The 24,438-nt window shown below is 66.9% G+C and carries 22 protein-coding genes and 1 pseudogene; 11 read left to right on the forward strand and 12 right to left on the reverse strand.

Annotation, left to right across the window (positions count from 1 at the left end; genetic code table 11):
• Nucleotide 1 precedes the first annotated feature (1 nt).
• Genes ACLQ3J_RS00470 through ACLQ3J_RS00480 form a run of 3 tightly spaced genes read left to right on the forward strand, consistent with a single transcriptional unit; the run spans nucleotide 2 to nucleotide 2,355 of the window.
• Entirely contained in the window at nucleotides 2-871 is an 870-nt protein-coding gene (locus ACLQ3J_RS00470; RefSeq protein ID WP_425901884.1) for a MaoC/PaaZ C-terminal domain-containing protein, read from the forward strand.
• Complete coding sequence (locus tag ACLQ3J_RS00475) at nucleotides 868-1,524, forward strand: PaaI family thioesterase (protein ID WP_425901885.1); 657 nt, start codon at nucleotides 868-870, stop codon at nucleotides 1,522-1,524. Before ACLQ3J_RS00470 ends, ACLQ3J_RS00475 begins: the two co-directional genes overlap by 4 nt.
• 42 nt (nucleotides 1,525-1,566) lie before the next feature.
• Nucleotides 1,567-2,355, forward strand: a complete 789-nt coding sequence (locus ACLQ3J_RS00480) for an SDR family NAD(P)-dependent oxidoreductase (RefSeq protein WP_296550929.1) — start codon at nucleotides 1,567-1,569, stop codon at nucleotides 2,353-2,355.
• A 15-nt stretch (nucleotides 2,356-2,370) separates the two neighbouring features.
• Here ACLQ3J_RS00480 and fdhD read toward each other — a convergent pair whose 3' ends face one another.
• The gene (gene fdhD / locus ACLQ3J_RS00485; RefSeq protein ID WP_425901888.1) at nucleotides 2,371-3,204 is read right to left on the reverse strand and encodes a formate dehydrogenase accessory sulfurtransferase FdhD; all 834 of its coding nucleotides are present in this window, start codon (nucleotides 3,202-3,204) and stop codon (nucleotides 2,371-2,373) included.
• A gap of 246 nt (nucleotides 3,205-3,450) precedes the next feature.
• Here fdhD and ACLQ3J_RS00490 point away from each other — a divergent pair, with 246 nt between their 5' ends.
• The gene (locus ACLQ3J_RS00490) at nucleotides 3,451-4,788 is read left to right on the forward strand and encodes an ammonium transporter (protein ID WP_169620486.1); all 1,338 of its coding nucleotides are present in this window, start codon (nucleotides 3,451-3,453) and stop codon (nucleotides 4,786-4,788) included.
• Nucleotides 4,789-4,854: 66 nt separating this feature from the next.
• Here the strand turns inward: ACLQ3J_RS00490 and ACLQ3J_RS00495 are convergent, their stop codons facing one another.
• The 7 genes from ACLQ3J_RS00495 to ACLQ3J_RS00525 form a co-directional block, all read right to left on the reverse strand.
• On the reverse strand, nucleotides 4,855-5,502 hold the full coding sequence (locus ACLQ3J_RS00495; RefSeq protein WP_169620487.1) for a helix-turn-helix domain-containing protein: 648 nt from the start codon (nucleotides 5,500-5,502) through the stop codon (nucleotides 4,855-4,857).
• Nucleotides 5,503-5,588: 86 nt separating this feature from the next.
• The gene (locus ACLQ3J_RS00500) at nucleotides 5,589-6,914 is read right to left on the reverse strand and encodes an FMN-binding glutamate synthase family protein (RefSeq protein WP_169653223.1); all 1,326 of its coding nucleotides are present in this window, start codon (nucleotides 6,912-6,914) and stop codon (nucleotides 5,589-5,591) included.
• A 31-nt stretch (nucleotides 6,915-6,945) separates the two neighbouring features.
• Complete coding sequence (locus ACLQ3J_RS00505; RefSeq protein ID WP_296550932.1) at nucleotides 6,946-7,641, reverse strand: protein glxC; 696 nt, start codon at nucleotides 7,639-7,641, stop codon at nucleotides 6,946-6,948.
• Nucleotides 7,642-7,684: 43 nt separating this feature from the next.
• Entirely contained in the window at nucleotides 7,685-8,572 is an 888-nt protein-coding gene (locus ACLQ3J_RS00510) for a glutamine amidotransferase (protein ID WP_425901890.1), read from the reverse strand.
• A gap of 18 nt (nucleotides 8,573-8,590) precedes the next feature.
• Nucleotides 8,591-9,991 carry a type III glutamate--ammonia ligase gene (gene glnT, locus ACLQ3J_RS00515; protein WP_296550934.1) on the reverse strand — a complete coding sequence of 467 codons (1,401 nt, stop codon included), beginning with the start codon at nucleotides 9,989-9,991 and terminating at the stop codon, nucleotides 8,591-8,593.
• Between the two features lie 142 nt (nucleotides 9,992-10,133).
• Nucleotides 10,134-10,970: a pentapeptide repeat-containing protein gene (locus ACLQ3J_RS00520; protein ID WP_425901891.1), complete on the reverse strand. Its 837-nt coding sequence runs from the start codon at nucleotides 10,968-10,970 to the stop codon at nucleotides 10,134-10,136.
• Nucleotides 10,971-11,198: 228 nt separating this feature from the next.
• Nucleotides 11,199-12,389 carry an NAD(P)/FAD-dependent oxidoreductase gene (locus tag ACLQ3J_RS00525; protein ID WP_425901892.1) on the reverse strand — a complete coding sequence of 397 codons (1,191 nt, stop codon included), beginning with the start codon at nucleotides 12,387-12,389 and terminating at the stop codon, nucleotides 11,199-11,201.
• Nucleotides 12,390-12,502: 113 nt separating this feature from the next.
• Here ACLQ3J_RS00525 and ACLQ3J_RS00530 point away from each other — a divergent pair.
• A pseudogene (locus ACLQ3J_RS00530) lies at nucleotides 12,503-13,108 on the forward strand (GNAT family N-acetyltransferase).
• A 24-nt stretch (nucleotides 13,109-13,132) separates the two neighbouring features.
• Here ACLQ3J_RS00530 and ACLQ3J_RS00535 read toward each other — a convergent pair.
• From ACLQ3J_RS00535 to thiD, 4 genes are all read right to left on the reverse strand, one after another.
• Nucleotides 13,133-14,161, reverse strand: a complete 1,029-nt coding sequence (locus ACLQ3J_RS00535) for a hypothetical protein (RefSeq protein WP_425901893.1) — start codon at nucleotides 14,159-14,161, stop codon at nucleotides 13,133-13,135.
• Nucleotides 14,151-15,227, reverse strand: a complete 1,077-nt coding sequence (locus ACLQ3J_RS00540; protein ID WP_425901895.1) for a hypothetical protein — start codon at nucleotides 15,225-15,227, stop codon at nucleotides 14,151-14,153. The genes ACLQ3J_RS00535 and ACLQ3J_RS00540 overlap by 11 nt, the downstream gene beginning before the upstream one ends.
• Before the next feature lie 3 nt (nucleotides 15,228-15,230).
• Complete coding sequence (locus ACLQ3J_RS00545) at nucleotides 15,231-15,521, reverse strand: hypothetical protein (protein WP_425901896.1); 291 nt, start codon at nucleotides 15,519-15,521, stop codon at nucleotides 15,231-15,233.
• 242 nt (nucleotides 15,522-15,763) lie between these two features.
• On the reverse strand, nucleotides 15,764-16,555 hold the full coding sequence (gene thiD, locus ACLQ3J_RS00550; RefSeq protein WP_296550966.1) for a bifunctional hydroxymethylpyrimidine kinase/phosphomethylpyrimidine kinase: 792 nt from the start codon (nucleotides 16,553-16,555) through the stop codon (nucleotides 15,764-15,766).
• 173 nt (nucleotides 16,556-16,728) lie between these two features.
• Between thiD and ACLQ3J_RS00555 the strand changes: the two genes are divergently transcribed.
• The 6 genes from ACLQ3J_RS00555 (at nucleotide 16,729) to ndk (ending at nucleotide 24,212) form a co-directional block, all read left to right on the forward strand.
• Nucleotides 16,729-17,169, forward strand: a complete 441-nt coding sequence (locus ACLQ3J_RS00555) for a hypothetical protein (RefSeq protein WP_169652452.1) — start codon at nucleotides 16,729-16,731, stop codon at nucleotides 17,167-17,169.
• 40 nt (nucleotides 17,170-17,209) lie between these two features.
• A complete protein-coding gene (locus ACLQ3J_RS00560) occupies nucleotides 17,210-19,198 on the forward strand; it encodes a S9 family peptidase (RefSeq protein WP_425901897.1) in 1,989 nt (662 codons plus the stop codon).
• Between the two features lie 95 nt (nucleotides 19,199-19,293).
• Complete coding sequence (locus ACLQ3J_RS00565) at nucleotides 19,294-21,957, forward strand: valine--tRNA ligase (RefSeq protein WP_206036802.1); 2,664 nt, start codon at nucleotides 19,294-19,296, stop codon at nucleotides 21,955-21,957.
• On the forward strand, nucleotides 21,954-23,375 hold the full coding sequence (gene folC / locus ACLQ3J_RS00570; protein ID WP_169620500.1) for a bifunctional tetrahydrofolate synthase/dihydrofolate synthase: 1,422 nt from the start codon (nucleotides 21,954-21,956) through the stop codon (nucleotides 23,373-23,375). The genes ACLQ3J_RS00565 and folC overlap by 4 nt, the downstream gene beginning before the upstream one ends.
• A gap of 71 nt (nucleotides 23,376-23,446) precedes the next feature.
• Nucleotides 23,447-23,776: a DUF4233 domain-containing protein gene (locus tag ACLQ3J_RS00575; protein ID WP_169620712.1), complete on the forward strand. Its 330-nt coding sequence runs from the start codon at nucleotides 23,447-23,449 to the stop codon at nucleotides 23,774-23,776.
• A 16-nt stretch (nucleotides 23,777-23,792) separates the two neighbouring features.
• Nucleotides 23,793-24,212 (forward strand): nucleoside-diphosphate kinase, encoded by a 420-nt coding sequence (gene ndk, locus ACLQ3J_RS00580; RefSeq protein ID WP_169620501.1) that lies wholly within the window; start codon nucleotides 23,793-23,795, stop codon nucleotides 24,210-24,212.
• Nucleotides 24,213-24,438: the final 226 nt, after the last annotated feature.

Genomic DNA, 24,438 nt, shown 5'->3' on the forward strand with positions numbered 1-24,438 from the left:
CATGCCTATCGACGTGAACGCCGCACTGACGGCCGCTCCCACGGTCCGCGAGGCCGGATGGACCGAACGGGACGTGATCCTCTACCACCTCGGTTTGGTTGCGGGTGTCGACTCGCTGGACCCGGCCGAGCTGGGATGGGTCTACGAGAAGAACCTGAAGGTCCTTCCGACATTCGCCATGGTTGCGGGACAAGGAGTCTCGGCCGGCGCGGTCACACCCGCAGGGCTGAACCTGCCGGGAATCGACATCGACCTGCGCAAGATCCTTCACGGCGGGCAGTCCCTCACCGTGCACGCCCCCATCCCGGCCTCGGGCGCCGCGACGATCTCGTCGCGTGTCGCCGACGTGTGGGACAAGGGCAAGGCGGCGGTGATCGTGCTCGAGCAGTCCGCACAGGACTCCGGGGGAAATCCGTTGTGGACCACGGCGATGCAGATCTGGGCCCGAGGGGAGGGCGGCTTCGGTGGCGATGCGGGGCCTGATGCCTCGAACGCGGTGCCGGAGCGGAGCCCGGACAAGGTCCTCGTGTCTCCGACGAGTACGCAGCAGGCACTGGTGTACCGGCTCAGTGCCGACATGAACCCGCTGCACGCGGACCCGGCATTCGCGAAGATGGCCGGTTTCGACCGGCCGATCCTGCACGGGCTCGCCTCGTACGGCATCGTCTGCAAGGCGGTGGTCGACGGTCTGCTCGACGGAGACCCCACCCGTGTCCGGACGTTCTCGGTGCGGTTCGCCGGATCGTTGTACCCGGGAGAAACGATCGAGACCGCGGTGTGGCGCGACGGCGACACCCTCGCCGTGCTCGCGACCTGCCCCGAGCGCGACGGGCAACCGGTGCTCACCCACGCCACGATGGAGATCCGATGAGAGTCGATCCGAACGTCCACCCCACCGTCGGGAATGCGCCCGACGGCACGATCCTGACGTCGGCTCCGCAGGACACCGCCGTCGACAGGGCCGCCGCTGCCGCCCGGCGCGTGGTGGACGCACTTCTGCGCACCGATCGCACCAACGCGAATCTCGAGCGGGTCGCGGAGGAACTCGACAACATCGCCGAGCATCTCGAGGAGCACGCCCCGGAAGTGCAGGAGCGGCTGGTCGACATGTGGCACGGGGAGGGTGTCACCCGGCACGATCCCGTCACCGGACCGGAGAACGCGCTGGCGCCGCCGCTGGTGCTCGCCGGTCGTGAAGACGGATCGGTGGAAGGGGTTGTGACGCTGACCTTCCCGTACCAGGGTCCGCCCGGGCACGTGCACGGCGGTGTCGCGGCGCTGCTCATCGACCACACCCTCGGTGTCGCGAATGCCTGGGCAGGACGCAGCGGGGCGACCGCGCAACTCAACGTCAGGTACCACCGGCCCACCCCGTTGTTCGAACCGCTGACCGTGACCGGCCGGCTGGTTCGGGAGGAGGGCCGCAAGATCGAGACGGTCGGCGAGATCAAGACCGCGGACGGCGCCGTCTGTGTCTCCGTGGAGGCACTGTTCATCGACAAGACGGTTCCCCGTCCCCGCTGACGGCAGCGACAGACCGACATCACAGAGCTGGGAGGAAGCGGCATGGGGAAGCTGGACGGACGGGTGGCAGTCGTCACCGGAGCGGGTATGGGCATCGGCCGCGGTGTCGCCGGTGCACTCGCCCGCGACGGGGCGGACATCCTGGTCGCCGAGGTGGACGCGGAGGCCGGTGCCGACACCGCGCGGTGGCTCACCGACCGGTGGGGCGTGCGGGCGGAGTTCGTCCACACCGACGTGACCGATCGGGAGCAGGTGCACGCGATGGTGGACACTGCCGCCCGGGAGTTCGGCCGACTCGACATCCTCGTCAACAACGCCTGGCGGTCGCTGGGGTTCGCACGGATGGAGAAGACACCGGAGGACTCGATGCGGGCAGGCTTCGACATGGCCGTGATGGCCGCGTTCTGGGCGATGCAGCGCGCGTTCCCCGAGTTGGCGCGGCACGGAACCGGACGGGTGATCAACATGTGCAGCCTCAACGGCGTCAACGCGCACATGTACTCGGTGTCGTACAACGCCGCGAAGGAGGCGTTGCGCAGCATGACCCGCACTGCGGCCCGCGAGTGGGCGCCGAAGCAGGTGTGCTGCAACGTGATCTGCCCGGGCGCACAGAGCGCGGCCTACCGGCGTGTGGCGGAGGCCGATCCGGAGATGGCTGCCACGCAGGCCGCCGCGAACCCGATGGGGCGGATCGGTGACCCCCTCGACGACATCGGCACCGTCGCCGCATTCCTCGCGAGCGACGACTCGCGATATCTGACCGGCAATACGCTGTTCGTCGACGGCGGCAGCCACATCAACGGGGTGCAGTGGGCGCCGAGCGTGGACTGAGCGCGCGGCGCCGACTCAGCCGACCTTGACGCGCTCGGTCGCTGTGTAGACGTTCATCGTGTCGCCCCGCAGGAATCCCACGAGGGTCAGTCCCGACTCGGCGGCGAGGTCCACCGCAAGGGACGACGGCGCCGAGACCGCGGCGAGCACCGGCACCCCGGCCATGACCGCCTTCTGGACGAGTTCGAACGACGCGCGCCCGCTCACCATGAGCACGCTGTTCGAGAGCGGGACGCGGCCATCGGCGGTGAGCGCCCAGCCGAGCACCTTGTCCACCGCGTTGTGCCGTCCGACGTCTTCGCGCACAGCGAGAAGTTCACCGTCCGGAGTGAACAGTGCCGCCGCGTGCAGGCCGCCGGTCGAGGCGAACACCTGCTGCTTGTCGCGCAGGGTGTCGGGCATCGTCGTGAGGGTTCCGGCCGCGAGCATGGGCGAGTCCGCGTCGGTGAGGGGAAAGCGGGTACGCGTGCGCACCTGATCGAGCGACTCCTTGCCGCACACACCGCACGCCGACGTGGTGGTGAACGAGCGCCGGCCGACGCCTTCTCCGATCGTGACGCCGGGGGCCAGTGCGACGTCGAGGACGTTGTACGTGTTGGCCCCGTTCTCGTCGACTCCGTCGCAGTAGCGGACCGCCGCGACATCCTCACGGTCGCTGATCATGCCTTCGCTCAACAGGAAGCCGTGCACCAGATCGACATCGTGGCCGGGCGTCCGCATCGTGATCGTCAGCGCGTCGCCGCCGAGTCGGATTTCGAGCGGTTCCTCGACGGCGAGGGTGTCCGGTCGCCGCGACACCCGGTCCGCCGTGATGCGCAGGACAGGTCGGCGGGCGGTCACGCGTCCCATCGTTCACCTCCGGTGTGTCGTCTTCCCACGATACGGAACTCGTCGCGTGATCGCTCCCGGGGTCGGGCAGATCCGGGTGGGTCGCCCTCGGGGGGCTACTCCGGCACTGTAACGAGATCTTCACGGGGTGGGCGCGTGCGGGTTTACATGCTCGGTCCACTCTCAGGGAACGGTGATGAACAAGGAAAGACTCTCGCCGATCGATGGGCCGAAAGGTCTTCCCTCAGGACTGGACAAGGTGACCCTATGGAACAGGCACTTGCTGCCGCGGATACCGCCTGGATACTGGCGGCGTTCACGGCCGTCGCACTGATGGTCCCGGGCCTCGCGCTGTTCTACGGCGGCATGCTCGGTGTCAAGAGTGCGCTCAACATGATCATGATGGTGCTCGGCGGGTTCGCCGTAGCGGGCGTGGTGTGGGTCTTCTTCGGTCCCGCGGCGGTGCTCGGCGACAGCGTCGGCGGACTCGGCCTCATCGGCAATCCGTTCACGGACGTCGGACTCGCCTCACTTCTCGAGGAAGACCCGGCCGGCGGGATTCCGGCCGCACTCACCGCGGCCTTCCACCTCCTCTTCGCAGGAATCACGGTGGCGATCATCGCGGGCGCGGTCGCCGACCGCATGAAGTTCTCCGCCTGGCTCGTGTTCTCCGGAATCTGGCTCGTGCTCGTCTACTTCCCGGTCGCGCACTGGGTGTTCGCATTCGACGACGAGGAGGCCGGCACCAAGGGTGGGTGGATCGCCAACACGCTCGGCGCCCACGACTTCGCCGGCGGCACCGCCGTCCACATGAACGCGGGAGTCGCCGCACTCGCGGTCGCGATCGCCCTCGGTGCCCGGCGCGGCTTCCCGCACGTGGCCCGGCCGCACAGCCTGCCTCTGGTCGTACTCGGCGGCGGCATCCTGATGTTCGGCTGGTTCGGATTCAACGGCGGATCGGCGGGCGGCGCCAACCACACCGCCGGTGTCGTCGTCCTCAACACGATGGCCGCCGCGGTAGCGGGCCTTCTCGGCTGGATCCTGGTGGAACGCATCACGGAGAAGCACGCCACCACCCTCGGAGCCGTATCCGGCATGATCGCCGCCCTGGTCGGCATCACGCCCGCCGCCAGCCTCGTCTCACCGCTCGGTGCTCTCGCGATCGGTGTCGTCTCCGGTGCGGTCAGCTGCTTCGCGGTGGGATGGAAGTTCAAGATGGGTTACGACGACTCGCTCGACGTCGTCGCGATCCACCTGATGGGCGGTGTCGTCGGCACGACCCTCATCGCGTTCATCGCAACGGCCGCTGCGCCCGCGGGTGTCGACGGCTTGTTCTTCGGCGGCGGCATCGATTTCCTCGGTCGCCAGATCGTCGCGATGGCTGCGGTCTTCGCGTATTCGTTCGCGGTGACCTTCCTGATCGCCAAGGTCCTCGACAAGACCATGGGTATCCGGGTCGATGCCGAGACCGAGAAGATCGGTATCGACGTGCCGGTGCACGGTGAAACCGCCTACGTCATGGATTCGTTCGCGGCCGGTGCGCCGTCGAAGATGCGTCCTTCCGATTTCGCGGAGGATCGTGACATCGTCGTTCCCACGACCTGACGGTCACCCCACGAGATCGTGCACGGATGATGCGCCCCCGCCGGTTCTCCCGGCGGGGGCGCGTCGTCATCCCTGGTGATTGTCGGGGTATGCCGTCACCGCGAGGAACCGGATCGGCAATGTGACGAGTTCGTTCGGCCCGTGGACGCCCTCGCCGTCGAGCAGCAGTGAATCGCCGGCCGTGAGGCGGTACTCGGAATCGCCGTGGCCATAGACCATTTCGCCTTCGAGCATGTACAGCAATTCGGTTCCGGGGTGCTGGAAGAGAGGGAAGATGTCGCTCGCGTCGGTGAGGGTCACCAGGACCGGTTCGAGACGCTGGTGCTGACCGCGGAGCGCACCGAGCAATTCGTAATGATGGCCTGCGCGGGTACCGCGGCCGACGATCTCGGCGCCGTGGCCGCTCTTGGTGAACACCGCCTCGCGGTGTGCGTCGGCACCCCGGAACAGGGAGGTGACGGGCACGTCGAGACCCGCGGCGAGGCGTGCGAGGGTGGACAGGCTGCACGAGGTCTGCGCGTTCTCGATCTTCGAGAGCATCGCCTTGGAGATGCCCACCTTCGCAGCCATGTCGCCGACCGACAGTCCACTGGCCAGGCGCAGTGCCCGCACTTGGTGTGCGATGGCCCGTTCGAGATCGACGCCCGTGGGGGTGTCCCGAGGGACCTCGCGGCCGGAGGTGTCGTGGAGGACGGCGCGATCCGGTGTGGTCATATCAGCAGACTACAACCTGTTTCCCGGCAGTAGACAGCCCGCGGCACCTCCGGCCGGAGGCTCGGAGGTGCCGCGGGGACGCAGAGTCAGAACGCTCGTCCGGGAATCCACTCGGTGCCCGCGAGGGGCACGCGGGCCATCGCCGCGGATTCGATCGTCAGGGCCACCAGGTCCTGCGGTTCGAGATTGCGCAGGTGCGACTTGCCGCACGCGCGCGCGATGGTCTGAGCCTCCATCGTGAGGACGCGCAGGTAGTTCGCGAGCCGCCGTCCACCCTCGATCGGATCGAAATTGCGCTGCAGTTCCGGGTCCTGCGTCGTGATGCCTGCGGGGTCCTTGCCGTCCTGGAAGTCGTCGTAGAAGCCTGCGGCCGAGCCCAGTTTCGCGTACTCCGCCTCGTACTTCGGATCGTTGTCGCCGAGTGCGATCAGCGCGGCGGTCCCGATCGCCACGGCGTCGGCGCCGAGTGCCATCGCCTTCGCGACGTCGGCGCCCGACCGGATACCACCGGAGACGATGAGCTGTACACCACCCGAAGTGCGGTGCATTCCCATCTCCTGCAACGCCTGCACGGCCTGGGGGATGGCAGCGAGCGTGGGGATCCCGACGTGTTCGATGAAAACATCCTGGGTCGCGGCCGTGCCGCCCTGCATGCCGTCGACGACAATCACGTCCGCGCCGGCCTTCACGGCGAGCTTGACGTCGTAGTACGTGCGAGTGGCCCCGACCTTGACGTAGATCGGCTTCTCCCAGCCGGTGATCTCCCGCAGTTCGATGATTTTGATCGCGAGGTCGTCGGGTCCGGTCCAGTCGGGGTGCCGGCATGCGCTGCGCTGGTCGATACCCACGGGCAGTGTCCGCATTCCGGCCACCCGCTCGGTGATCTTCTGGCCGAGCAACATTCCACCGCCACCGGGCTTGGCGCCCTGACCGAGCACGATCTCGATGGCGTCGGCCTTGCGCAGGTCGTCGGGATTCATCCCGTACCGAGACGGAAGGTATTGGTAGACCAGGTATTTGGATTGGCCGCGTTCCTCCGGTGTCATGCCGCCGTCTCCGGTGGTGGTGGAGGTGCCGACCTCACTCGCGCCGCGTCCGAGCGCATCTTTCGCGCCGCCCGAGAGGGCGCCGAAACTCATTCCGGCGATGGTGACGGGGATATCCAGGTGAAGAGGGTACTTCGCATGACGATCTCCGAGGACGACATCGGTCTCGCACTTCTCCCGGTATCCCTCCAGGGGGTACCGCGACATCGACGAACCGAGGAACAGCAAGTCGTCGAAGTGTGGGACCTTGCGTTTGGCGCCCCAGCCACGAATGTCGTAGATGCCGGTGTCGGCGGCACGCTGGATCTCGTGAACGACGTTGCGGTCGAAGGTCGCCGATTCGCGCAGACCGGGCCGGAATGTCATGGAAGTCTCCTCGCTGTCGAGCGGGTCGGGATCAGTACGCGGACGCGTTGTCCACATGGAAGTGGTAGAGGCTGCGGGCGGAGCCGTACCGGGTGAAGTCGCTGGGATCGGCGTCGAAGCCGGCCGCGTCGAGCAGTTCCCGGAGTTCCGCGAGATGTTCGGGGCGCATCGGTTTGGCGATGCAGTCTGCGCCGAGGGAGGCGACAGTGCCCCGCACGTAGATGCGCGCCTCGTACAGCGAATCGCCGAGCGCCTCACCCGCGTCGCCCAGTACGACCAGTCGTCCGGCCTGCCCCATGAAGGCGCTCATGTGGCCGATGTTGCCGCCGACGACGATGTCGACGCCCTTCATCGAGATCCCGCAGCGAGCGGCGGCGTTTCCTTCGATCACGAGTAAGCCGCCGTGGGCGGTGGCTCCGGCGGATTGGGACGCGTCCCCGGTTACCCGCACCGTGCCCGACATCATGTTCTCCCCGACGCCGACGCCTGCGTTGCCGTCGATCGTCACGCGGGCATGCTGGTTCATCCCGGCTGCGTAGTAGCCGACGTGTCCGGAGATGTGCACCTCTATGGGCCGGTTCAGTCCGCACGCCAGTGCGTGCTGCCCCTGTGGATCGGTGACGTGCACGGTGGCGGGTGCCTCGGTCGCCTGGAGCGCCGTGTTGAGTTCCCGGGTGGTGGTCACGTCGAGGTCGTATGCGGCGGTGGGCAGCGTGTCGGTGGTCATGAGTTTCTCCGGCGTCGAAGTGGCAGCGGCAATACGGGTCCGGTCAGCGGTGCCATACGTAGACCCGTTCGGGTTCGGGTTCGAAGATGTGTGCGTCCGATATCCCCGGAAGATGTGCGAGAGCGCGGAATTCGGATGCCATCGCCACGTAGGAGTCCGTTTCCGCGACGACGGCAGGTTTGCACGCGATCGGATCGCGCACCACGGCGAACGCATCGGCCGTGGAGACGAGCAGCGTGTAGAAACCGTCGAACCGCTCACCGAGCAGGCGAAGCGCCTTGTCGAGGTCTGCTCCGTCGGCGAGGTGCTTGGCCACGAAGCGTGCACCTACTTCCGTGTCGTTCTCGCTGTCGAACACCACGCCATCGTCTTCCAGTTCCCGTTTCACGGAAAGATGGTTCGAGAACGAGCCGTTGTGCACCAGGCACTGGTCCGGCCCCACGGCGAACGGATGGGAGCCCGCTGCCGTCACCGCGGATTCGGTGGCCATGCGGGTGTGGCCGACGCCCTGACGACCCGACGCCCGGGGAAGTCCGAACCGCTCGGCCAGCAGCAACGGGTTGCCCATTCCCTTGAGGACGGTGACTTCGTCGCCGAAACCGATCACGGTCGCGCCCGGGTCCACCGTGCGAACGGCGTCCGCCAGTGCCGCGGCGGGAATCGGTGCATGGACCACGGTAGTGGGGGAGAGGTCGATGCCGGTGACGGAGACGCCCAGCGCATTCCTCAGGGCGCCGGCAAGATTCGCCGACGCTCCGAGGACCGAGACCGAGGAGTGTCCCGCGGGGGAGAATGTCGGATCTCCGTAGATGGCGACGCCCGCCGAGTCCGGTCCACGGTCCACCATTCGGCCGAGCATGCCTGTCAGAAGGTGGCCGAGCCGTGGTTCGAGTGAGGCGTCACGGAGGTGAAGCCCGACGATTCCGCACATGTCTTCTCCTGGTCGGTGTCAGAAAGCGGTCAGGTAGTTGTCGATCTCCCACGGCGTCACGGTGTTGTGCCACTGGAAGAATTCCTCGCGTTTGAGGGCGGTGAAGTACTCCGCGACCCCGGGTCCGGCAGCATCGAGTGCTGCGGTGACGACGGGATCGGCGGCGAGGGCGTCCATGGCGTGCAGGAGCGTCATCGGTAATGCGTCGGAGGCGACGCCCGCACCCGGCGTACCCGGATCGAGTCCGCGTTCGACACCGTCGAGTCCGGCGGCCACCGTCGCAGCGATCGCAAGATACGGATTGGTGGAGCCGTCACCGCCTCGTAGTTCGACGCGGTGGGAGTCCGGAACCCGGATGTAGTGGGTGCGGTCGTTGCCTCCGTAGGTCGCACGACGCGGCGACCAGGTGGCGCCGGAGGTGGTCGCGGTCGCACCCGTGCGCTTGTACGAGTTCACCGTGGGTGCCAGCACGCCCTGCAGGGCGCACGCGTGATCGAGAATTCCGCCGATGAACGAGTAGGCGAGGTCGGACAGGCCCAACCCCCGGAGGTCCCCGGCGTCGGGGAACGCGGCACGGTCGCCGTTCCACAGGGACATGTGCATGTGCATGCCGGTACCGGTTCGGTCGGCGAAGGGCTTGGGCATGAAAGTTGCGGTCATGCCGCGTTGCTCGGCGAGGACGGAGATCAGGTACCGCAGGGTCATCACACGGTCGGCCGTGACGAGGGCCTCGTCGTAGCGGAAGTTCTGTTCGAACTGGCCGTTGCCGTCCTCGTGGTCGTTGGCGTAGTTGCCCCAGCCGAGAGTGTTCATCGCCGACGAGATGGACGTGAGGTGCTCGTACATGCGGGTGACGTCGCGGGCGTCGTAACACGGCTGGCGCGAGGTGTCGAGGAGATCGGCGGTGCGCAGGGTCCCCTTCTCGTCGCGCTGGACGAGGAAGTACTCGATCTCGGCGCCGACCTTGACCGTGAGTCCCTTTTCCGCCGCGGCGGCGAGCGCCTTCTGGAGGATGATTCGCGGGGCGAAGGGCCAGGGCTTGCCTTCCACGTGGGGATCGCAGTGGACGAGCGCGAGGCCGTCGCGGATGAAGGGGATGGGGGTGAACGAAGAGAGATCGGGGATCGCGACGAGGTCGGGATCTTTCGGCACCTGGCCGATGGAACCGGCTGCGTAGCCGGCGAATCCGACACCGTCGTTCTGGAGTTCGTCGGCCGACTCGACCGGAACCAGCTTGGCACAGGGCTTTCCGGACAAGGTCGTGAACACGGCCAGGATGAAGCGGGTGCCGGTGGCGCGTGCGAGGGAAGCGAGATCTGTGGCCTGGTCCGCGATGGTGCCGGACGCAGTGCTCGGGTGCGGGTGACCGTTCGTCGACTGCGACCGCCGGGAGATGAGGTCGGTGGCTTCGAGCGTCATGGGAACTCCTGTGGTTCGGCGGCGGGGTTTCATGATGTGAATCGCTGTCGAATGTAATGAAACATAGCACGCATGACGACGGCGTTACGGAGCGGAGAAACGTCTGTGACACTCCGCCCCGTCCCGGGCCGATATCGACGCGCTAGCTGCCCCAGTGAGCCGGCGGTGAGAGGCGGTGCGGCAGCGTGGTGTCCGCACTACCCCGGGCGGCCGCGATCTGTGGCTGCGTCACATACAGTGCGGTCGAAAGGTCTGCGCCCTCGATCCGGGCATCCCGCAGGTCGGCGCCGAGGAGATCGACACCGGCCAGGGTGCTTCCCCGCAGATCTGCCGCGATCAGACACGCGCCTCTGAGGTCGGCGCCGCACAGGCTGTGCGCGCGCAGGTCTCTGCCCGCCAGGTCGGCACCCGGATATGCGTCGGGCACGGTCGCTCGTGCGTCTGCGCGATACCCGGCGCGCACCTCTTCGCTGACCTGCCGGAGTGCCAGGGCGACGCGGGCATGCAGTGCGTTCACCTCTGTCCTCACCAGCGCATCGAGCGTCCCGCTCGCCGTGCGTGCAACGAGTTCGGCGAGATGCAGCGCCGCTCGCGCTGCGTCGGGATCGAAGGTGCGTGCCCGCGCCTCCGCGAGGTGCCAGAGCATCTCGTGTAATTGCCGCACGACCGCGAACGCGGCAAACATCGTGCGGCGCTCCTGCGAGTCCCGATCCGGTTCGGTGCCGTGGAAGAGGCGCTGGGAGACCGCTTGGCCGGCGCCGAAGCAGTCGAAGGCCGCACAACCGCGGAACCCCCTGGCGTGCAGCGACCTGTGGATTCCACACGAATGGTCGGGCTCGAGGTTCGGGCACGGTACGCCGGCAGGTTTGTCGATGGGAAAGTCCGCCGATCTCGAGAATCCGAAAGCGTTACAGCACAGCGCGAAACAGTTCGAACAGTCGGCTTCGAGTTCCGAGGAGAGGGGGATGGTGACAGGCATGGGTGCTCCAGAAGGTGATGTGGGTGCGAATCGGGGAGCGGGGAACCAGCGTCCGGTTCCCGGTCGAAACACACGGAATCACCACACCGCGGAGAGGCGACGAGAAGTCGTCGCGGTGGGTTCGGCTCACAGAGACAGCATGCGTATCACTGCCGACACCGTAACAAGCGCCGAGGCGGACCATCAAGACGCGCGAGGAGTCGGCCGCGCGTCCTCACTCGCACACCTCTAGCGCATTTCACCGGCGCCCGCGTAGGGGCGCAGACTCGCCAAGGGCTCGCCCTCCTCGAAGCGCGAAAACCGGAAGTCGTCGCCGTCCACCTCGGGCGTGCCGGAGATGCCGTCGAGCAGTAGATCGGCGGCCAATCGCCCGACAGCGGGAGAGATCTTGTAACCGTGGCCACTGAAGCCGACGAGCAGGAACAGGCCGGGAGCGGGGGACGGGCCGATGATCGGGTTGTAGTCGGGTGTGACGTCGTAACAACCGGCGTAGGACGACGCCAGTCGCGGGTCGGGCATGTGGGGGAGCAGGCGATCCAGTTTGCCGATCGCGGCGGCGACGACGTCGTCGCCGGCGCGGTTGGAGTAGGTGTCCGGATCGGCCCACTCGGGGGTCGAGTGGTCGCTGTTGCCGACGAGCAGGTCGCCGTTCGGCTCGCGCCTGAGGTACTGCAGGTTCACCAGATCCGAGAATGTGGGCACATCCGGTGTGGGGGTTCCCTGGTCGACGAGCAGAATCGACTCGCGTTGCACGCGTACGGGGATGTCGATGCCGGCGGTGGCGCCGAGCGTCGGAGACCATGCTCCCGTCGCGAGCACCACTGTGTCCGCGTGAATTTCGGATCCGTCGGCGAGAACGACACCGTAGACTTCGCCGTTCCCGCGCTGCAGAAGGGCGGTGACCTCGGCCGCCTGCCGGATTCGGACCCCGAGGCGTCGTGCCTGCGCGGCGTAGGCCATACCTGTCATATACGCGTCGCCGTGCCCTCCGAGGGGTTCGTAGGCGAACGCCGCGAAATCGTCGAGGGCGATACCGGGCCATATGTGCGCGACCTCGTCGGCGTCGAGCGACTCCACGGGTATACCCAGATCGCGGTGCATCTCGGTGTTGGCGGTCATGGGTGCGACGTTGTTCGCGCCCACTCCCACGATGTACCCGGTCTGCCGGAAGCCGATGTCCGTACCGAAGATCTCCTCGGCAGCCGAGAAGACCTGAACCCCGTGCCAGGCCATCGCCGCGAGCGATCGCACACCGTAGTGGCAGCGGACGATCCCGCTCGATTTTCCGGTCATGCCGGAACACAGCGTGTGTCGCTCGAGAACGAGGACGTCGGATTCACCGCGTTCGGCAAGTGACCAGGCTGCGGCCAGTCCCTCGAGTCCGCCACCGACGATCACTACACGGGTGCTCTTTGTCATCGGTCCTCCACAATCGTGTTTCTTAATGAGAGACAGTGTTGCATACGAAGAAACGTAACGACCCGTCGGCGTGTGACGTGAACGTAAAATATTGGCCCGGTAGCGTCGATGCTGTGAGCGTGACTGTGCGTCCGGCGACGAAGACCGATGTCCCTGCCGGCGCAACTGTGCTGGCGGATGCGTTCTTCGACGACCCGGTGATGGCGTGGATGTGGCCCGACGAAGGGCGTCGTGAGCACGGGCTACGACGGTATTTCGCTGCCGAAGCCCGATTTCATTCCGTGCCGGTCGGCGGTGCCGACATTGCGGAGAGGGACGAAATCGTGGGCGGTGCCGCATTGTGGGGCCCCCCGGTGCATGGAAGCCGACGGTATGGCAGTCGCTTCGCATGTGGCCCCGGCTCGCGGTCGCACTCGGCAGTCACCCGCGCGCCGGAATCGCCGTCAGCGCAGCACTCGAGGCAGTTCATCCCGCCGAACCGCACTGGTACCTCTCGACGCTCGGTAGCGCGTCGCACTCGCGCGGAGGAGGATTCGGTGCCGCCCTACTCCGCTCCCGACTCGACCGCTGCGACGCGACGCACGCGCCCGCCTATCTCGAATCCAGCAAGGAAGTGAACATCGGCTACTACGAACGCTTCGGATTCGAGGTCACCCGCGAGATCGCGATTCCCCGCGGCGGGCCCAACCCTCTGGGCCATGTGGCGGAATCCGCGCTGAGCGACAGGGGACTCGACCGCGCTGTCACAAGCTCCACTTCCCGAGGAACTCGTCGCGACCCGTGGACCCCGGTACGAGACGGGGGACGGGAACCGGACGTCGCTGGGAGCGCCACCACGCTGTTGTGGCGTGCGACCGCAGGACTTCGACAGTGCGAGCGATGGCTTCCGGGTCGCGCAATTCGCGACGGGCGTCGGGGTTTTCCATGTAGTGCTCGACCGCTGCGTCGATGAGCTCGGGAGAGATCCTGAAAGGTCGGCGGTCGACGTGCACGAAAAACCCCTCTTCGTCTGAGCTGAAACCCTTTTTGATGACGGTACTGTCGAATTTCTTCCACAGTAGGGCCGGGCGGAAGAAGTTTGCGCGATGGCCGTCACGGATCCAGACCGTGAGGTATTTCCGATCGCTGTTGGGTTGGACGAGTAACAGGCTGTCCCAAGGTATCCACGCGTCATGGGCGTAACCCCGGAGGTGAATTCCGTCGTGCCGGATGGCAATGTGGCCGGGGCGGACACGTCCGAGCAGGATCTGCATGACGACGACTGCCTGATATCCGAAAGCGAACACCGCGAGGATTGCCCACTTCAAGGGCGCGGTCTCAGGCTCGGCCACATAGACATCGGTGGTGGAGAAGTTGATTTTGACCAGGAACCAGATGGCGACAGAAATTGCAGGGAGTACCACGAACATCGACAGGTTGTAGATCAACCGTGATTGAAGGAGCAGGAGTGCCGGTACGCCTTCGTCGGTACCGACGGCGATGTCGGAATGCCGGGTTCGAGGGCTGTGCATCAGCAGGAGGAAGACCGGAAGGAGCCAGGTGAACACCCCGAATCCGAGCGCGAACCATAGCCAATCGGTCGGGTAGGTCGGACTGTGGAACCTCCCGGCCGAAGTGAGCGACACCGGATCATCCGGGGCGACAACAAAAAAGCCGACGCTGAGAAGAATCAATGCAGCACCGGTTACACAATGCCCGTAGACCGTGCGGGTTCCGTACACCTTCCACCGGGTCCGGCTACCCGACTCCATCGGCGCATCCTCAATTGCCATCGCTGAGCACCTCTCGGACGACCCCACCGAGGTCCGCCAACGCATCTTTTGCTTCGTTCAGTTCACTGACCCCGGCGTCGAGCGTGCTGAGAAATGTCGCAGAGGAATCCTCGTAGAGGTGGTCGACACTTCCGGAGGCGAAGATGCCGACCGCTGTTCCTGCCAGTGCACCGCCCAGAGTGCCTAGGCCGGGAAAAGCAGATCCAGCAATGGCTCCCGCCGCAATCGATGCCGCGAGCCCGGCCGAATTCGACACCACAGCCTGCTCGAGAGGCTCACCGGCGAAGTAGTCGATTCCCGCACCGGCAAGAAGGCCCACGGCGCCGGTCCCCACTGCCAGCCTGGTCGGGATGGGCGCCAGAGCGCCGCGCTTCGCGATCGTGGAGGCGAAATCGTCGGTGGATGCTTTCGCCTGCCCGAAGAGCCGCCGCACCTCGTCGTACGGAGTGCCCGGTGCAAGGTCGATTACGGCCTGCATCGACCGCACCGAATGCTCGAGACACATGCTCGCTCTCTGTGCGAGTTGATCGACACGTTGGGCCAGTTCGCCGGTGAGATAATCGAATCCGGTTGTGGTGGTGAACAATGCGGCCCACGCGGCACTTGTCCACCGATGGGTGACCTCCGCGATGGCGCGTGCCCACCGGCGGTGCACATCTGTCGCGGCATCCGCCAACTCGTCATAGATTCGGAGCAGAGACTCGTCCGAATACGGACCCGGATCGCCGATGGTGTTGCACACGACCGGGAGTCCGGCACTCGCCGCGCGGTCGCGAATATCCGACATATCCGCGAGAGCCGAAGCGAGCGCAACCGACAGCGTGTCGAAATCGTCCGCAGCGGAGAGCGTCCTCGCGTGAAACTCGTCGACGACCCGCACGATCCGCGATGCCTCGCGTAGATACCGGTCGGACGCCTCCCCCTCCCACGCGTCATCGGCGATGCGGCGGGCTTCTTCGGCGTCGTCCCCGGTTGCTGCGAGGGCGGCCGCGAGGTGGCAGCGGATCGAGTGCCCGACGCGCGAGATATCGGCGGGATCGCCGTCGATGAAAGTATCGATCGGCACGGCTCACTCGCCCTGATCGGGCCATGCAGTGACGATTCGCTCGGCGGTGCCGGCGTCACTGTCGCGGTACGCCTCGGCGCAGGAGCTGAGCATCCCCGCAGCGATACCGAGCGTGTGCACGAGACCTGCGGCATCCGCGGCGACTCGCCCGAGTACGCCGACAAGCGCGCCGGTGGCCGCGCCCGCCTGCACTGTGTCGGGAAGCGGGTCGACTGCGGCCGCCACAACACGGGCGGAGTCTTCGTATCGCGCTGCGGCGCGGAGTAGTTCGTTCGGATCGACGTGCAGGCTCAACGCGTCGCCTGCCGGCGCGGCGTGCTCCCGTTACCCGGTCGTCGGCCTTCGCCGCCGTACAACGCTCGGCCACATGGACTTTGCAGAAGTGGTGACACTGCATGCGACGGTAAGGTCACGACGATCCCCCCTGATCGGTCGGCGACGCCGGACCCCCCGGTCGGCGACATCGGCGACAGGGTATCAAGATCGAATCGGTTGTGCGATGCGGGCCCAGCGACTACGCCCCGCGACTACGGCGGTCAGGCACCCTGCCACACGGTGTCGAACGGCGTGTGCCCCGACACCCGGCCCTTGATGCCCTTGGTGACGAAGTCCTTCGCATTCTGCACTGCGCGAGTGACGTCGGTGCCTTTCGCGATTTCCGCCGTGATCGCGGCGGCGAGAGTGCACCCGGCGCCGGAGACCCGCTCGCTGCCGATCTTGGGTGCCGACAGCAGCGTCACCTCCCGGCCGTCGAACAGCACGTCGACCGCGTCGTCACCGGCGAGTTCGACACCGCCCTTCGCGACGACGTACTGCGGTCCGAGGTCGTGGATGCGGCGCGCGGCTTCGACCAGGTCGTCGACCGAGTCGATGCTGTCCATGCCGGACAGGGTGCGGGCCTCGAAGAGGTTGGGGGTCACCACGGTGGCGTGGGGGAGTATCTGGGTGCGCAGCGCGTTGTCGGTGTCGAGTGCCGCGCCGGGTTCCTGCCCTTTGCAGATCAGGACCGGGTCGAGCACGACGTGCCGCCAGTTCTTCTTGCCCAGCGCGTCCGCGACCACGTCGATCGTCGCCGGAGTTCCGAGCATGCCGATCTTCACGACGTCGAGGTCGTGGGCCGCCGTCGCAGCCTGAATCTGGTCGGCGATGACCTGCGGGTCGATCGGTACGAATCGGTGACCCCAGTTGTTCTCGGGGTCGAACGACACGATGCAGGTGATGGCACCGACCCCGTACACGCCGAGTTGCTGGAACGTCTTGAGGTCCACCTGCAGCCCGGCACCGCCGGTGGCTTCCGATCCGGCAATGACGAAGGCGAGATCGACCACGATGAGTTCTCCGTTCGGCTGGGATGATCGCGGATGCATCAGCGATCGTGTAGCAGGCGTCCCAGCCTAACAACCGGGACTACGGAGCCCGCAGGGGTCATCGGGCGAAACGCCCGGTGTGTACGGTCCTCGTCCGGCAGCATGGAGGCATGTGACGGCGTAGGCGAGGGACGATGACACGCTTCTTCGGAGTGATGCTGGTACTGGTGGCAGTCGTCGCTGCCGGTTTCTATTTCGCCTTGCGCGGCCTCTCCGACTCGGATTCGACGAGGACCGTCGAAGACACCCGGGTGCTCCTCGACGGCACTCCCACCACGTGCGGCGAACTGCTCGGCGCACCGTGCAGCGTGGCGATGCAGACCACGTACAACCGGATCGCGCCCCGACTCGACGGCTTCGTGCGCGGAGCCGATCTCGGTCCGTGGGCCGCAACGCTCGACTCCGACGAGACGGCCGCCCTCGTCGTCGAAGCGTGCAGCCTGATCGGTCAGCCGGGGCAGACGCAACTCGAATTCGTCGACCTTGCCCGCGTCCGGCACCCGGAGGCGGGGAGCCCGGAGCTGTTCCCCTTCTGGAATCGTGCGCGTGAGGGTCTGTGCCCACCTCCGGCCTGACACACCCGCAGGGCGCGTCCCCGACGTTAGGGTTTCGGGCATGACCGCCTTCGACGATCTCGACGACTACCTTGCGCTGCCGCGTGCCACGAGCCTCGTGATGTCGCCCGACGGCACCCGCCTGGTACTCGCGCAATCGGTGCTCGACGAGAAGGCCACGGCGTACACCGGGGCACTGTGGGAAATCGATCCCGCAGGCCACGAACCCGCCCGCCGGCTGACGCACGGCGTGACGGGCGAATCGAACCCGACGTTCACAGCCGGCGGCGACCTGCTGTTCATCGCCTCCCGGGGGGACGGGGACCCGGCGTCGCTGTGGAGCCTCCCCGCAGCCGGAGGCGAAGCCACACCCGTGGCCACACGCAAGGGCGGCATCGCGACGGTCCACGCCGCGGCAGCCGCAGATCGCATCGTCGCCACCGCGAGCGTGTTCGGGCACCGGGACAGCGACGACGAACGTATTCGCACCGCACGCGACGACGCGAAGGTGACCGCGACCCTGCACACCGGATATCCCGTCCGCTACTGGGATCACGATCTCGGACCCGACCGCCCGCATCTGCTGACCGTGTGGGAACGCGGAGACCTGGTCGACCTGACACCCGGCATCCGCGGTGCTCTGCGCGACGCGCAACTCGACGTGGCCGCCACCGGGTCGTTCGCCGTGTCGACCTGGGTCGTATCCGGCCCGCGCGCATCCCGGCGGACCACTCTCGTGCGGATCGACCTCGCTACCGGACTTCGCACGCCGCTCGTCGACGATCCCACCGGGGACGCGCTCCACCCCGTCGTGTCACCGGACGAGACCCGGCTCGCCTTCCTGCACGAGACGGCGGGCGATCCCGACACACCCCTGAAGACGACGGTGCGCGTACTCGACCTCACGGACGGCACCACCACCGTCGCGGCACCCGGATGGGACCGGTGGCCTACCTCGATCGCATGGCTTCCCGACGGGTCCGGACTCGTCCTCACCGCAGACGACCACGGACGCGCCCCCATCTTCGTACTTCGCTCGGGAGCCGACCGTCCCGACGCTCTCACCGGCGGGGACGAGGCCTACACCGATGTGCGTGTCGCACCCGACGGCACTGCTCTGTACGCGCTGCGCGCCTCGTATCGCATGCCGCCGCACCCCGTTCGCATCGCCCTGACCGGACCCGACGCGGGCACCGTGACCCCGTTGCGAGCCCCCGCGGACCTACCGGAGCTTCCCGGTAGGCACGCCGAGATCACCACGACCGCCGCGGACGGAACCCCGCTGCGTGGATGGCTCGTGCTGCCGCACGACGCGACGGAGGGCACGCCCGTCCCACTCCTGCTGTGGATTCACGGTGGGCCGCTGGGAAGTTGGAACACCTGGTCGTGGCGATGGAATCCGTGGCTGCTGGTGGCGCGGGGTTACGCCGTGTTGCTGCCGGATCCGGCACTGTCCACCGGGTACGGCGAGGAGTTCGTCCGGCGGGGCTGGGGCCGGTGGGGAGCCGAACCGTACACCGACCTCATGGCGATCACCGACGAGGCCGTCGCGCGTAGCGACATCGACGCCGACCGCACCGCGGCGATGGGCGGATCGTTCGGCGGCTACATGGCGAACTGGGTGGCCGGGCACACCGATCGGTTCCGCGCGATCGTCACCCACGCGGGTTTGTGGGCGCTCGACCAGTTCACGCCGACCACCGACGTCGCCTGGTACTGGCAGCGGGAGATGACTCCCGAGATGGCCGTGGAGAACTCTCCGCACCTGTTCGTCGCCGACATCGTCACTCCGATGCTGGTCATCCATGGTGACAAGGACTATCGCGTGCCCATCGGAGAGGCGCTACGGCTCTGGTACGAGTTGCTCGACGAGTCGGGGCTGCCCGCGGAGGACGACGGGACCACGGTGCACCGGTTCCTGTACTTCCCGTCCGAGAACCATTGGGTCCTCAGCCCCCAGCACGCCAAGCTCTGGTACCGGGTGGTCGAGGCGTTCCTGTCCGAGCACGTGCTGGGCCGGCCGGTCGAACTACCGGAGCTGCTGGGCTGAGGGCCGTTCCTGTGCGGGCACCGGCGGCGGTCCGGGATACCGGCAGCGGCCGACAGCCCGTGTCCAGGCGGTTTGTGCTCGACGCTTACGATTGCCTGGTGACCAGTGCGCCAGAGAACCCCCAGAATCCCGCAGATGCCCTCCCCAAGAGCTGGGACCCCAGCGCTGTCGAGGCCGAGCTCTATCAGGGGTGGGTGGACGCCGGTTACTTCGAGGCGGACCCGGGAAGCGACAAGCCCGGCTACTCCATCGTGCTCCCGCCCCCGAACGTCACGGGCAGCCTGCACATGGGTCACGCGCTCGACCACACCCTGATGGACGCGCTGACCCGCCGCAAGCGCATGCAGGGCTGTGAGGTGCTCTGGCTCCCCGGTATGGACCACGCGGGCATCGCGACCCAGACCGTGGTGGAGAAGCAACTCGCCGTCGACGGCAAGACGAAGGAAGACTTCGGCCGCGAACTGTTCATCGACAAGGTGTGGGAGTGGAAGCGCGAATCCGGCGGCACCATCCAGGGGCAGATGCGACGTATCGGCGACGGCGTCGACTGGTCGCGTGATCGCTTCACGATGGACGAGGGTCTTTCCCGCGCCGTGCAGACGATCTTCAAGCGCATGTACGACGACGGCCTGATCTACCGTGCCGAGCGCCTGGTCAACTGGTCACCGGTGCTGCAGACGGCGATCTCCGACATCGAGGTCAAGTTCGAGGAGGTCGAAGGCGAACTCGTGTCGCTGCGCTACGGCTCGCTCGACGACGCCGAGCCGCACGTCATCGTCGCCACCACCCGTGTCGAGACGATGCTCGGTGACACCGCGGTCGCGGTGCATCCCGAAGACGAGCGCTACAAGCACCTTGTGGGAACCACGATCTACCACCCGATCACGGGACGCCAGATCCCGGTGATCGCCGACGCGTACGTCGATCCCGAGTTCGGCACCGGCGCTGTGAAGATCACCCCCGCGCACGATCCCAACGACTTCGAGATGGGTCTGCGGCACAACCTGCCGATGCCCACCATCATGGACAAGACCGGCAAGATCGCAGACAGCGGAACACGTTTCGACGGGATGGACCGTTTCGAAGCACGTGTGAAGATCCGTGAGGAACTCGCCGAACAGGGCCGCGTCGTCGCCGAGAAGCGTCCGTACGTCCACAGCGTCGGCCATTCCGAGCGGTCCGGTGAGACCATCGAGCCGCGCCTGTCGATGCAGTGGTGGGTCAAGGTCGACAAGCTTGCCGAAACCGCCGGCGACGCAGTGCGCAACGGCGACATGGTCATTCATCCCAAGAGCCAGGAACCGCGCTGGTTCGCCTGGGTCGACAACATGCACGACTGGTGCATCTCGCGGCAGTTGTGGTGGGGTCATCGCATCCCGATCTGGTACGGCCCCGACGGCGAAGTGCAATGCTTCGGCCCGGACGAAACCGCACCCGAAGGCTGGGAGCAGGATCCCGACGTCCTCGACACCTGGTTCTCCTCCGGACTGTGGCCGTTCTCGACGATGGGCTGGCCCGACAAGACGCCCGAACTCGAAAAGTTCTATCCCACCAGCGTTCTCGTCACCGGCTACGACATCCTGTTCTTCTGGGTCGCCCGCATGATGATGTTCGGTACCTACGTCGCCGACGACGACGCGGTGAACGGCGGCAAGGTGCCGTTCAAGGATTTGTTCCTGCACGGACTGGTCCGCGACCAGTTCGGCAAGAAGATGTCGAAGTCGCGTGGCAACGGCATCGACCCGCTGGACTGGGTGGACCGCTTCGGCGCCGACGCACTGCGCTTCACCCTCGCGCGCGGCGCGAACCCGGGTGCCGACCTCTCCGTCGGCGAGGACCACGCACAGTCCTCCCGGAACTTCGCCAACAAGCTGTTCAACGCCACCAAGTTCGCGCTCATGAACGGCGCCGTGGTGAGCGAGATCCCGGCCCGCGACGACCTCACCGACGCCGACCGGTGGATCCTCGACCGGCTCGACCAGGTGCGCGCCGAGGTCGACGAGGCCTTCGAGAAGTTCGAATTCTCCAAGGCGTGCGAGGCGCTGTACCACTTCGCGTGGGACGAAGTGTGCGACTGGTACCTCGAGCTCGCCAAGGTGCAGTTCGCGGACGGTGACGTCAGGAGCGCGCACACCAAGGCCGTGCTCGGAACCGTGCTCGACCAGTTGCTGCGGATGCTGCACCCGGTCATCCCGTTCGTCACCGAAACGCTCTGGAAGGTGCTCACCGGCGGCGAGTCGCTGGTGATCGCATCCTGGCCGGTCGCGAGTGGCGTGCCCGCCGATGCGGACGCCCTGCGCCGCGTCGAGGACATGCAGAAGCTCATCACGGAGATCCGCCGGTTCCGCAGCGACCAGGGCCTCAAGCCGTCGCAGAAGGTCGCGGCCCGGCTCGAGGGGATCGACGGTGCCGACCTCGTCGCCCAGGTTCCCGCGGTGCGGTCACTGGCGCGTCTCACCGATCCCGAGGACGGATTCGCAGCGACGGCGTCCATCGAGGTCCGTCTGTCCCGCGCGACCGTCACCGTCGAGCTCGACACCTCCGGCAGTATCGATATCGGAGCCGAAATCGCACGTCTGCGTAAGGATCTCGCCGCGGCGGAGAAGGATCTCGCGGCGACCTCCGGCAAGCTGTCCAACGATGCGTTCCTGGCGAAGGCGCCCGAACCGGTCGTTGCGAAGATCCGCGCGCGCAAGCAGGTCGCCGAGGAAGAGATCGCTCGCATCGACGCGCGACTGAAGGAGTTGGGCCAGGCGTGACCACCGATAATTCCGGGGGACCGTCCCCGGTCGACGTCGCCGAACTGGCGCTGGTCGAGGCGGAACTCGACCAGCGCTGGCCCGAGACCAAGATCGAACCGTCGCTGGCGCGTATCGCGGCGCTGATGGACATTCTCGGCTCGCCGCAGAACAACTATCCGTCCATCCACGTGGCGGGCACCAACGGCAAAACCTCCGTCGCCCGGATGATCGACGCCCTGCTGACCCGGATGCATCATCGCGTGGGCCGCACCACGAGTCCGCACCTGCAACTCGCGACGGAGCGCATCAGTATCGACGGCGCGCCGGTGTCACCGCGCACCTATGTCGACACCTACCGCGACATCGAACCGTATGTGCGCATGGTCGACGAGCAATCCGAGGCGGCCGGCGGACCGAAGATGAGCAAGTTCGAGGTGACCACCGCGATGGCGTTCGCGGCGTTCGCGGACGCACCGGTCGACGTCGCAGTCGTGGAGGTGGGCCTCGGGGGACGCTGGGACGCGACCAACGTGGTCACCGGTCAGGTCGCGGTGATCACCCCGATCGGAATCGACCACACCGGATACCTCGGTGAGACGCTCACCGAGATCGCGGGGGAGAAGGCCGGAATCATCAAGAAGGCCCGGGGCGACGACCTGGTCCCGCGCGACACGGTCGCCGTCATCGCGCAACAGGAGCCCGAAGCGATGGACGTCCTGCTCCGGCAGACCGTCGAAGCGGATGCGGCCGTTGCTCGTGAAGGCTCCGAGTTCGCGGTGGCGCGGCGTGCCGTGGCCGTCGGAGGTCAGCAACTCGACCTCCAGGGGCTCGGCGGTGTCTACACCGACATCTTCCTGCCGCTCCACGGCGAGCACCAGGCGCACAACGCCGTGGTGGCCTTGGCTGCCGTCGAAGCGTTCTTCGGCGCCGGCCCGCAGAAGCAACTCGACGTCGACGCGGTGCGCGAGGCCTTCGCCTCGGTCGTCAATCCCGGACGCCTCGAGCGCGTGCGCAACGCTCCGACCGTCTTCCTCGATGCAGCCCACAACCCGCACGGCGCGAAGGCGCTCGCGGCCGCGCTCGCCGACGAGTTCGACTTCCGCAAACTCGTCGGCGTGGTCAGCGTCATGGCCGACAAGGATGTGGCAGGTCTCATCGAGGCGCTCGAACCGGTCTTCGACGAAATCGTCGTCACCCATAACGGCTCGCCCCGGGCGATGGACGTCGAGGATCTCGCGAATATCGCTGTCGCGCGGTTCGGCGACGAACGGGTCGTCACCGCGGAGACACTGCCCGACGCGATCGAGACCGCGATCGCGATTGCCGAGGAAGTCGGCGAACCCGGTGAGGCAGTATCGGGTGCGGGCGTCGTGGTGACCGGCTCGGTGGTGACCGCAGGTGCTGCCCGCAGTCTGTTCGGAAAGGAACCCGCGTGACCAACCAGAACCCGGCGGAACCGGAGTTCGGACCGCCGACCAAGGACCCCTGGAAGGGTTTCCGGGGTGTGATGGCCGGAACCCTCGTTCTCGAAGCGATCGTCGTACTGCTGGTGCTGCCGGTGATCGCGACCCTCGGCGGCGGCCTGACCGCGCTGTCGGGCGGGTACGTCGTCGGACTCGCGGTGCTCATGATCCTCGGGGCAGGGGTGCAGGGACGCTCGTGGGCGATTCCGTTCAACCTCACGCTGCAGGCTCTCGTCCTGCTCGGATTCCTCATCGACCCCGCGCTCGGCGCGGTCGGCGTGCTCTTCGGTGTGGTCTGGGCATACCTGCTCTACCTGCGGAAAGACATCAAGGATCGTGAATCGAGGGGTCTGCTACCGGGCCAGCGAGGCTGACCTCTACGCTTGTCGCGTGACTGAGCGCACCCTTGTACTGATCAAGCCCGACGGCGTTGCCCGCCGTCACGTCGGAGAAATCCTGTCGCGCATCGAGCGCAAGGGGCTGGACATCGTGGCTCTCGAGCTCCGTGTCGCCCCTGTCGAGGTCGCGGCGGCCCACTATGCGGAGCACGAGGGCAAGCCCTTCTACGACTCGCTGATCGAGTTCATCACCGGTGGCCCCCTCGTGGCCGCGGTGCTCGAGGGCCCGCGCGCGATCGCGGCGTTCCGTCAGCTCGCCGGCGGAACCGATCCGGTGGAGAAGGCCGTTCCGGGCTCGATCCGGGGCGATCTCGGCCTCGATCCGGGTGAGAACCTCGTCCACGGATCCGACTCCGCCGAGTCGGCCGAACGCGAGATCGCACTGTGGTTCCCGGCCCTCGCCGGTAACTAGTCCACCCACGGTGGCGGCCGTTCTGCTGGCGCCCCGGTGTCGTGCGGAAACCGTCCGCGACGACACGAATCAACGTTCCCGATATCGACCGACGGCGCCCCGCGGGGCGCCGTTGGCGTATCCGCGCACGCCTGTGTGGGATACTGGGGAAGGTTGCACCGTGCGAAACCCGTCCGGGGCGACCGAACGACATCACGGATCGATGCCCGACATCGCTGTGGCCGAG

This window comes from Rhodococcus sp. DT1 (assembly GCF_049844875.1).
Lineage (GTDB): Bacteria > Actinomycetota > Actinomycetes > Mycobacteriales > Mycobacteriaceae > Rhodococcus.

Coding starts and splice junctions, on each gene's coding strand:
- ACLQ3J_RS00470 (WP_425901884.1), top strand. CDS start 2: ATGCCTATCGACGTGAACGCCGCACTGACGGCCGCTCCCACGGTCCGC.
- ACLQ3J_RS00475 (WP_425901885.1), top strand. CDS start 868: ATGAGAGTCGATCCGAACGTCCACCCCACCGTCGGGAATGCGCCCGAC.
- ACLQ3J_RS00480 (WP_296550929.1), top strand. CDS start 1,567: ATGGGGAAGCTGGACGGACGGGTGGCAGTCGTCACCGGAGCGGGTATG.
- fdhD (WP_425901888.1), bottom strand. CDS start 3,204: ATGGGACGCGTGACCGCCCGCCGACCTGTCCTGCGCATCACGGCGGAC.
- ACLQ3J_RS00490 (WP_169620486.1), top strand. CDS start 3,451: ATGGAACAGGCACTTGCTGCCGCGGATACCGCCTGGATACTGGCGGCG.
- ACLQ3J_RS00495 (WP_169620487.1), bottom strand. CDS start 5,502: ATGACCACACCGGATCGCGCCGTCCTCCACGACACCTCCGGCCGCGAG.
- ACLQ3J_RS00500 (WP_169653223.1), bottom strand. CDS start 6,914: ATGACATTCCGGCCCGGTCTGCGCGAATCGGCGACCTTCGACCGCAAC.
- ACLQ3J_RS00505 (WP_296550932.1), bottom strand. CDS start 7,641: ATGACCACCGACACGCTGCCCACCGCCGCATACGACCTCGACGTGACC.
- ACLQ3J_RS00510 (WP_425901890.1), bottom strand. CDS start 8,572: ATGTGCGGAATCGTCGGGCTTCACCTCCGTGACGCCTCACTCGAACCA.
- glnT (WP_296550934.1), bottom strand. CDS start 9,991: ATGACGCTCGAAGCCACCGACCTCATCTCCCGGCGGTCGCAGTCGACG.
- ACLQ3J_RS00520 (WP_425901891.1), bottom strand. CDS start 10,970: ATGCCTGTCACCATCCCCCTCTCCTCGGAACTCGAAGCCGACTGTTCG.
- ACLQ3J_RS00525 (WP_425901892.1), bottom strand. CDS start 12,389: ATGACAAAGAGCACCCGTGTAGTGATCGTCGGTGGCGGACTCGAGGGA.
- ACLQ3J_RS00535 (WP_425901893.1), bottom strand. CDS start 14,161: ATGGCAATTGAGGATGCGCCGATGGAGTCGGGTAGCCGGACCCGGTGG.
- ACLQ3J_RS00555 (WP_169652452.1), top strand. CDS start 16,729: ATGACACGCTTCTTCGGAGTGATGCTGGTACTGGTGGCAGTCGTCGCT.
- ACLQ3J_RS00560 (WP_425901897.1), top strand. CDS start 17,210: ATGACCGCCTTCGACGATCTCGACGACTACCTTGCGCTGCCGCGTGCC.
- ACLQ3J_RS00575 (WP_169620712.1), top strand. CDS start 23,447: ATGGCCGGAACCCTCGTTCTCGAAGCGATCGTCGTACTGCTGGTGCTG.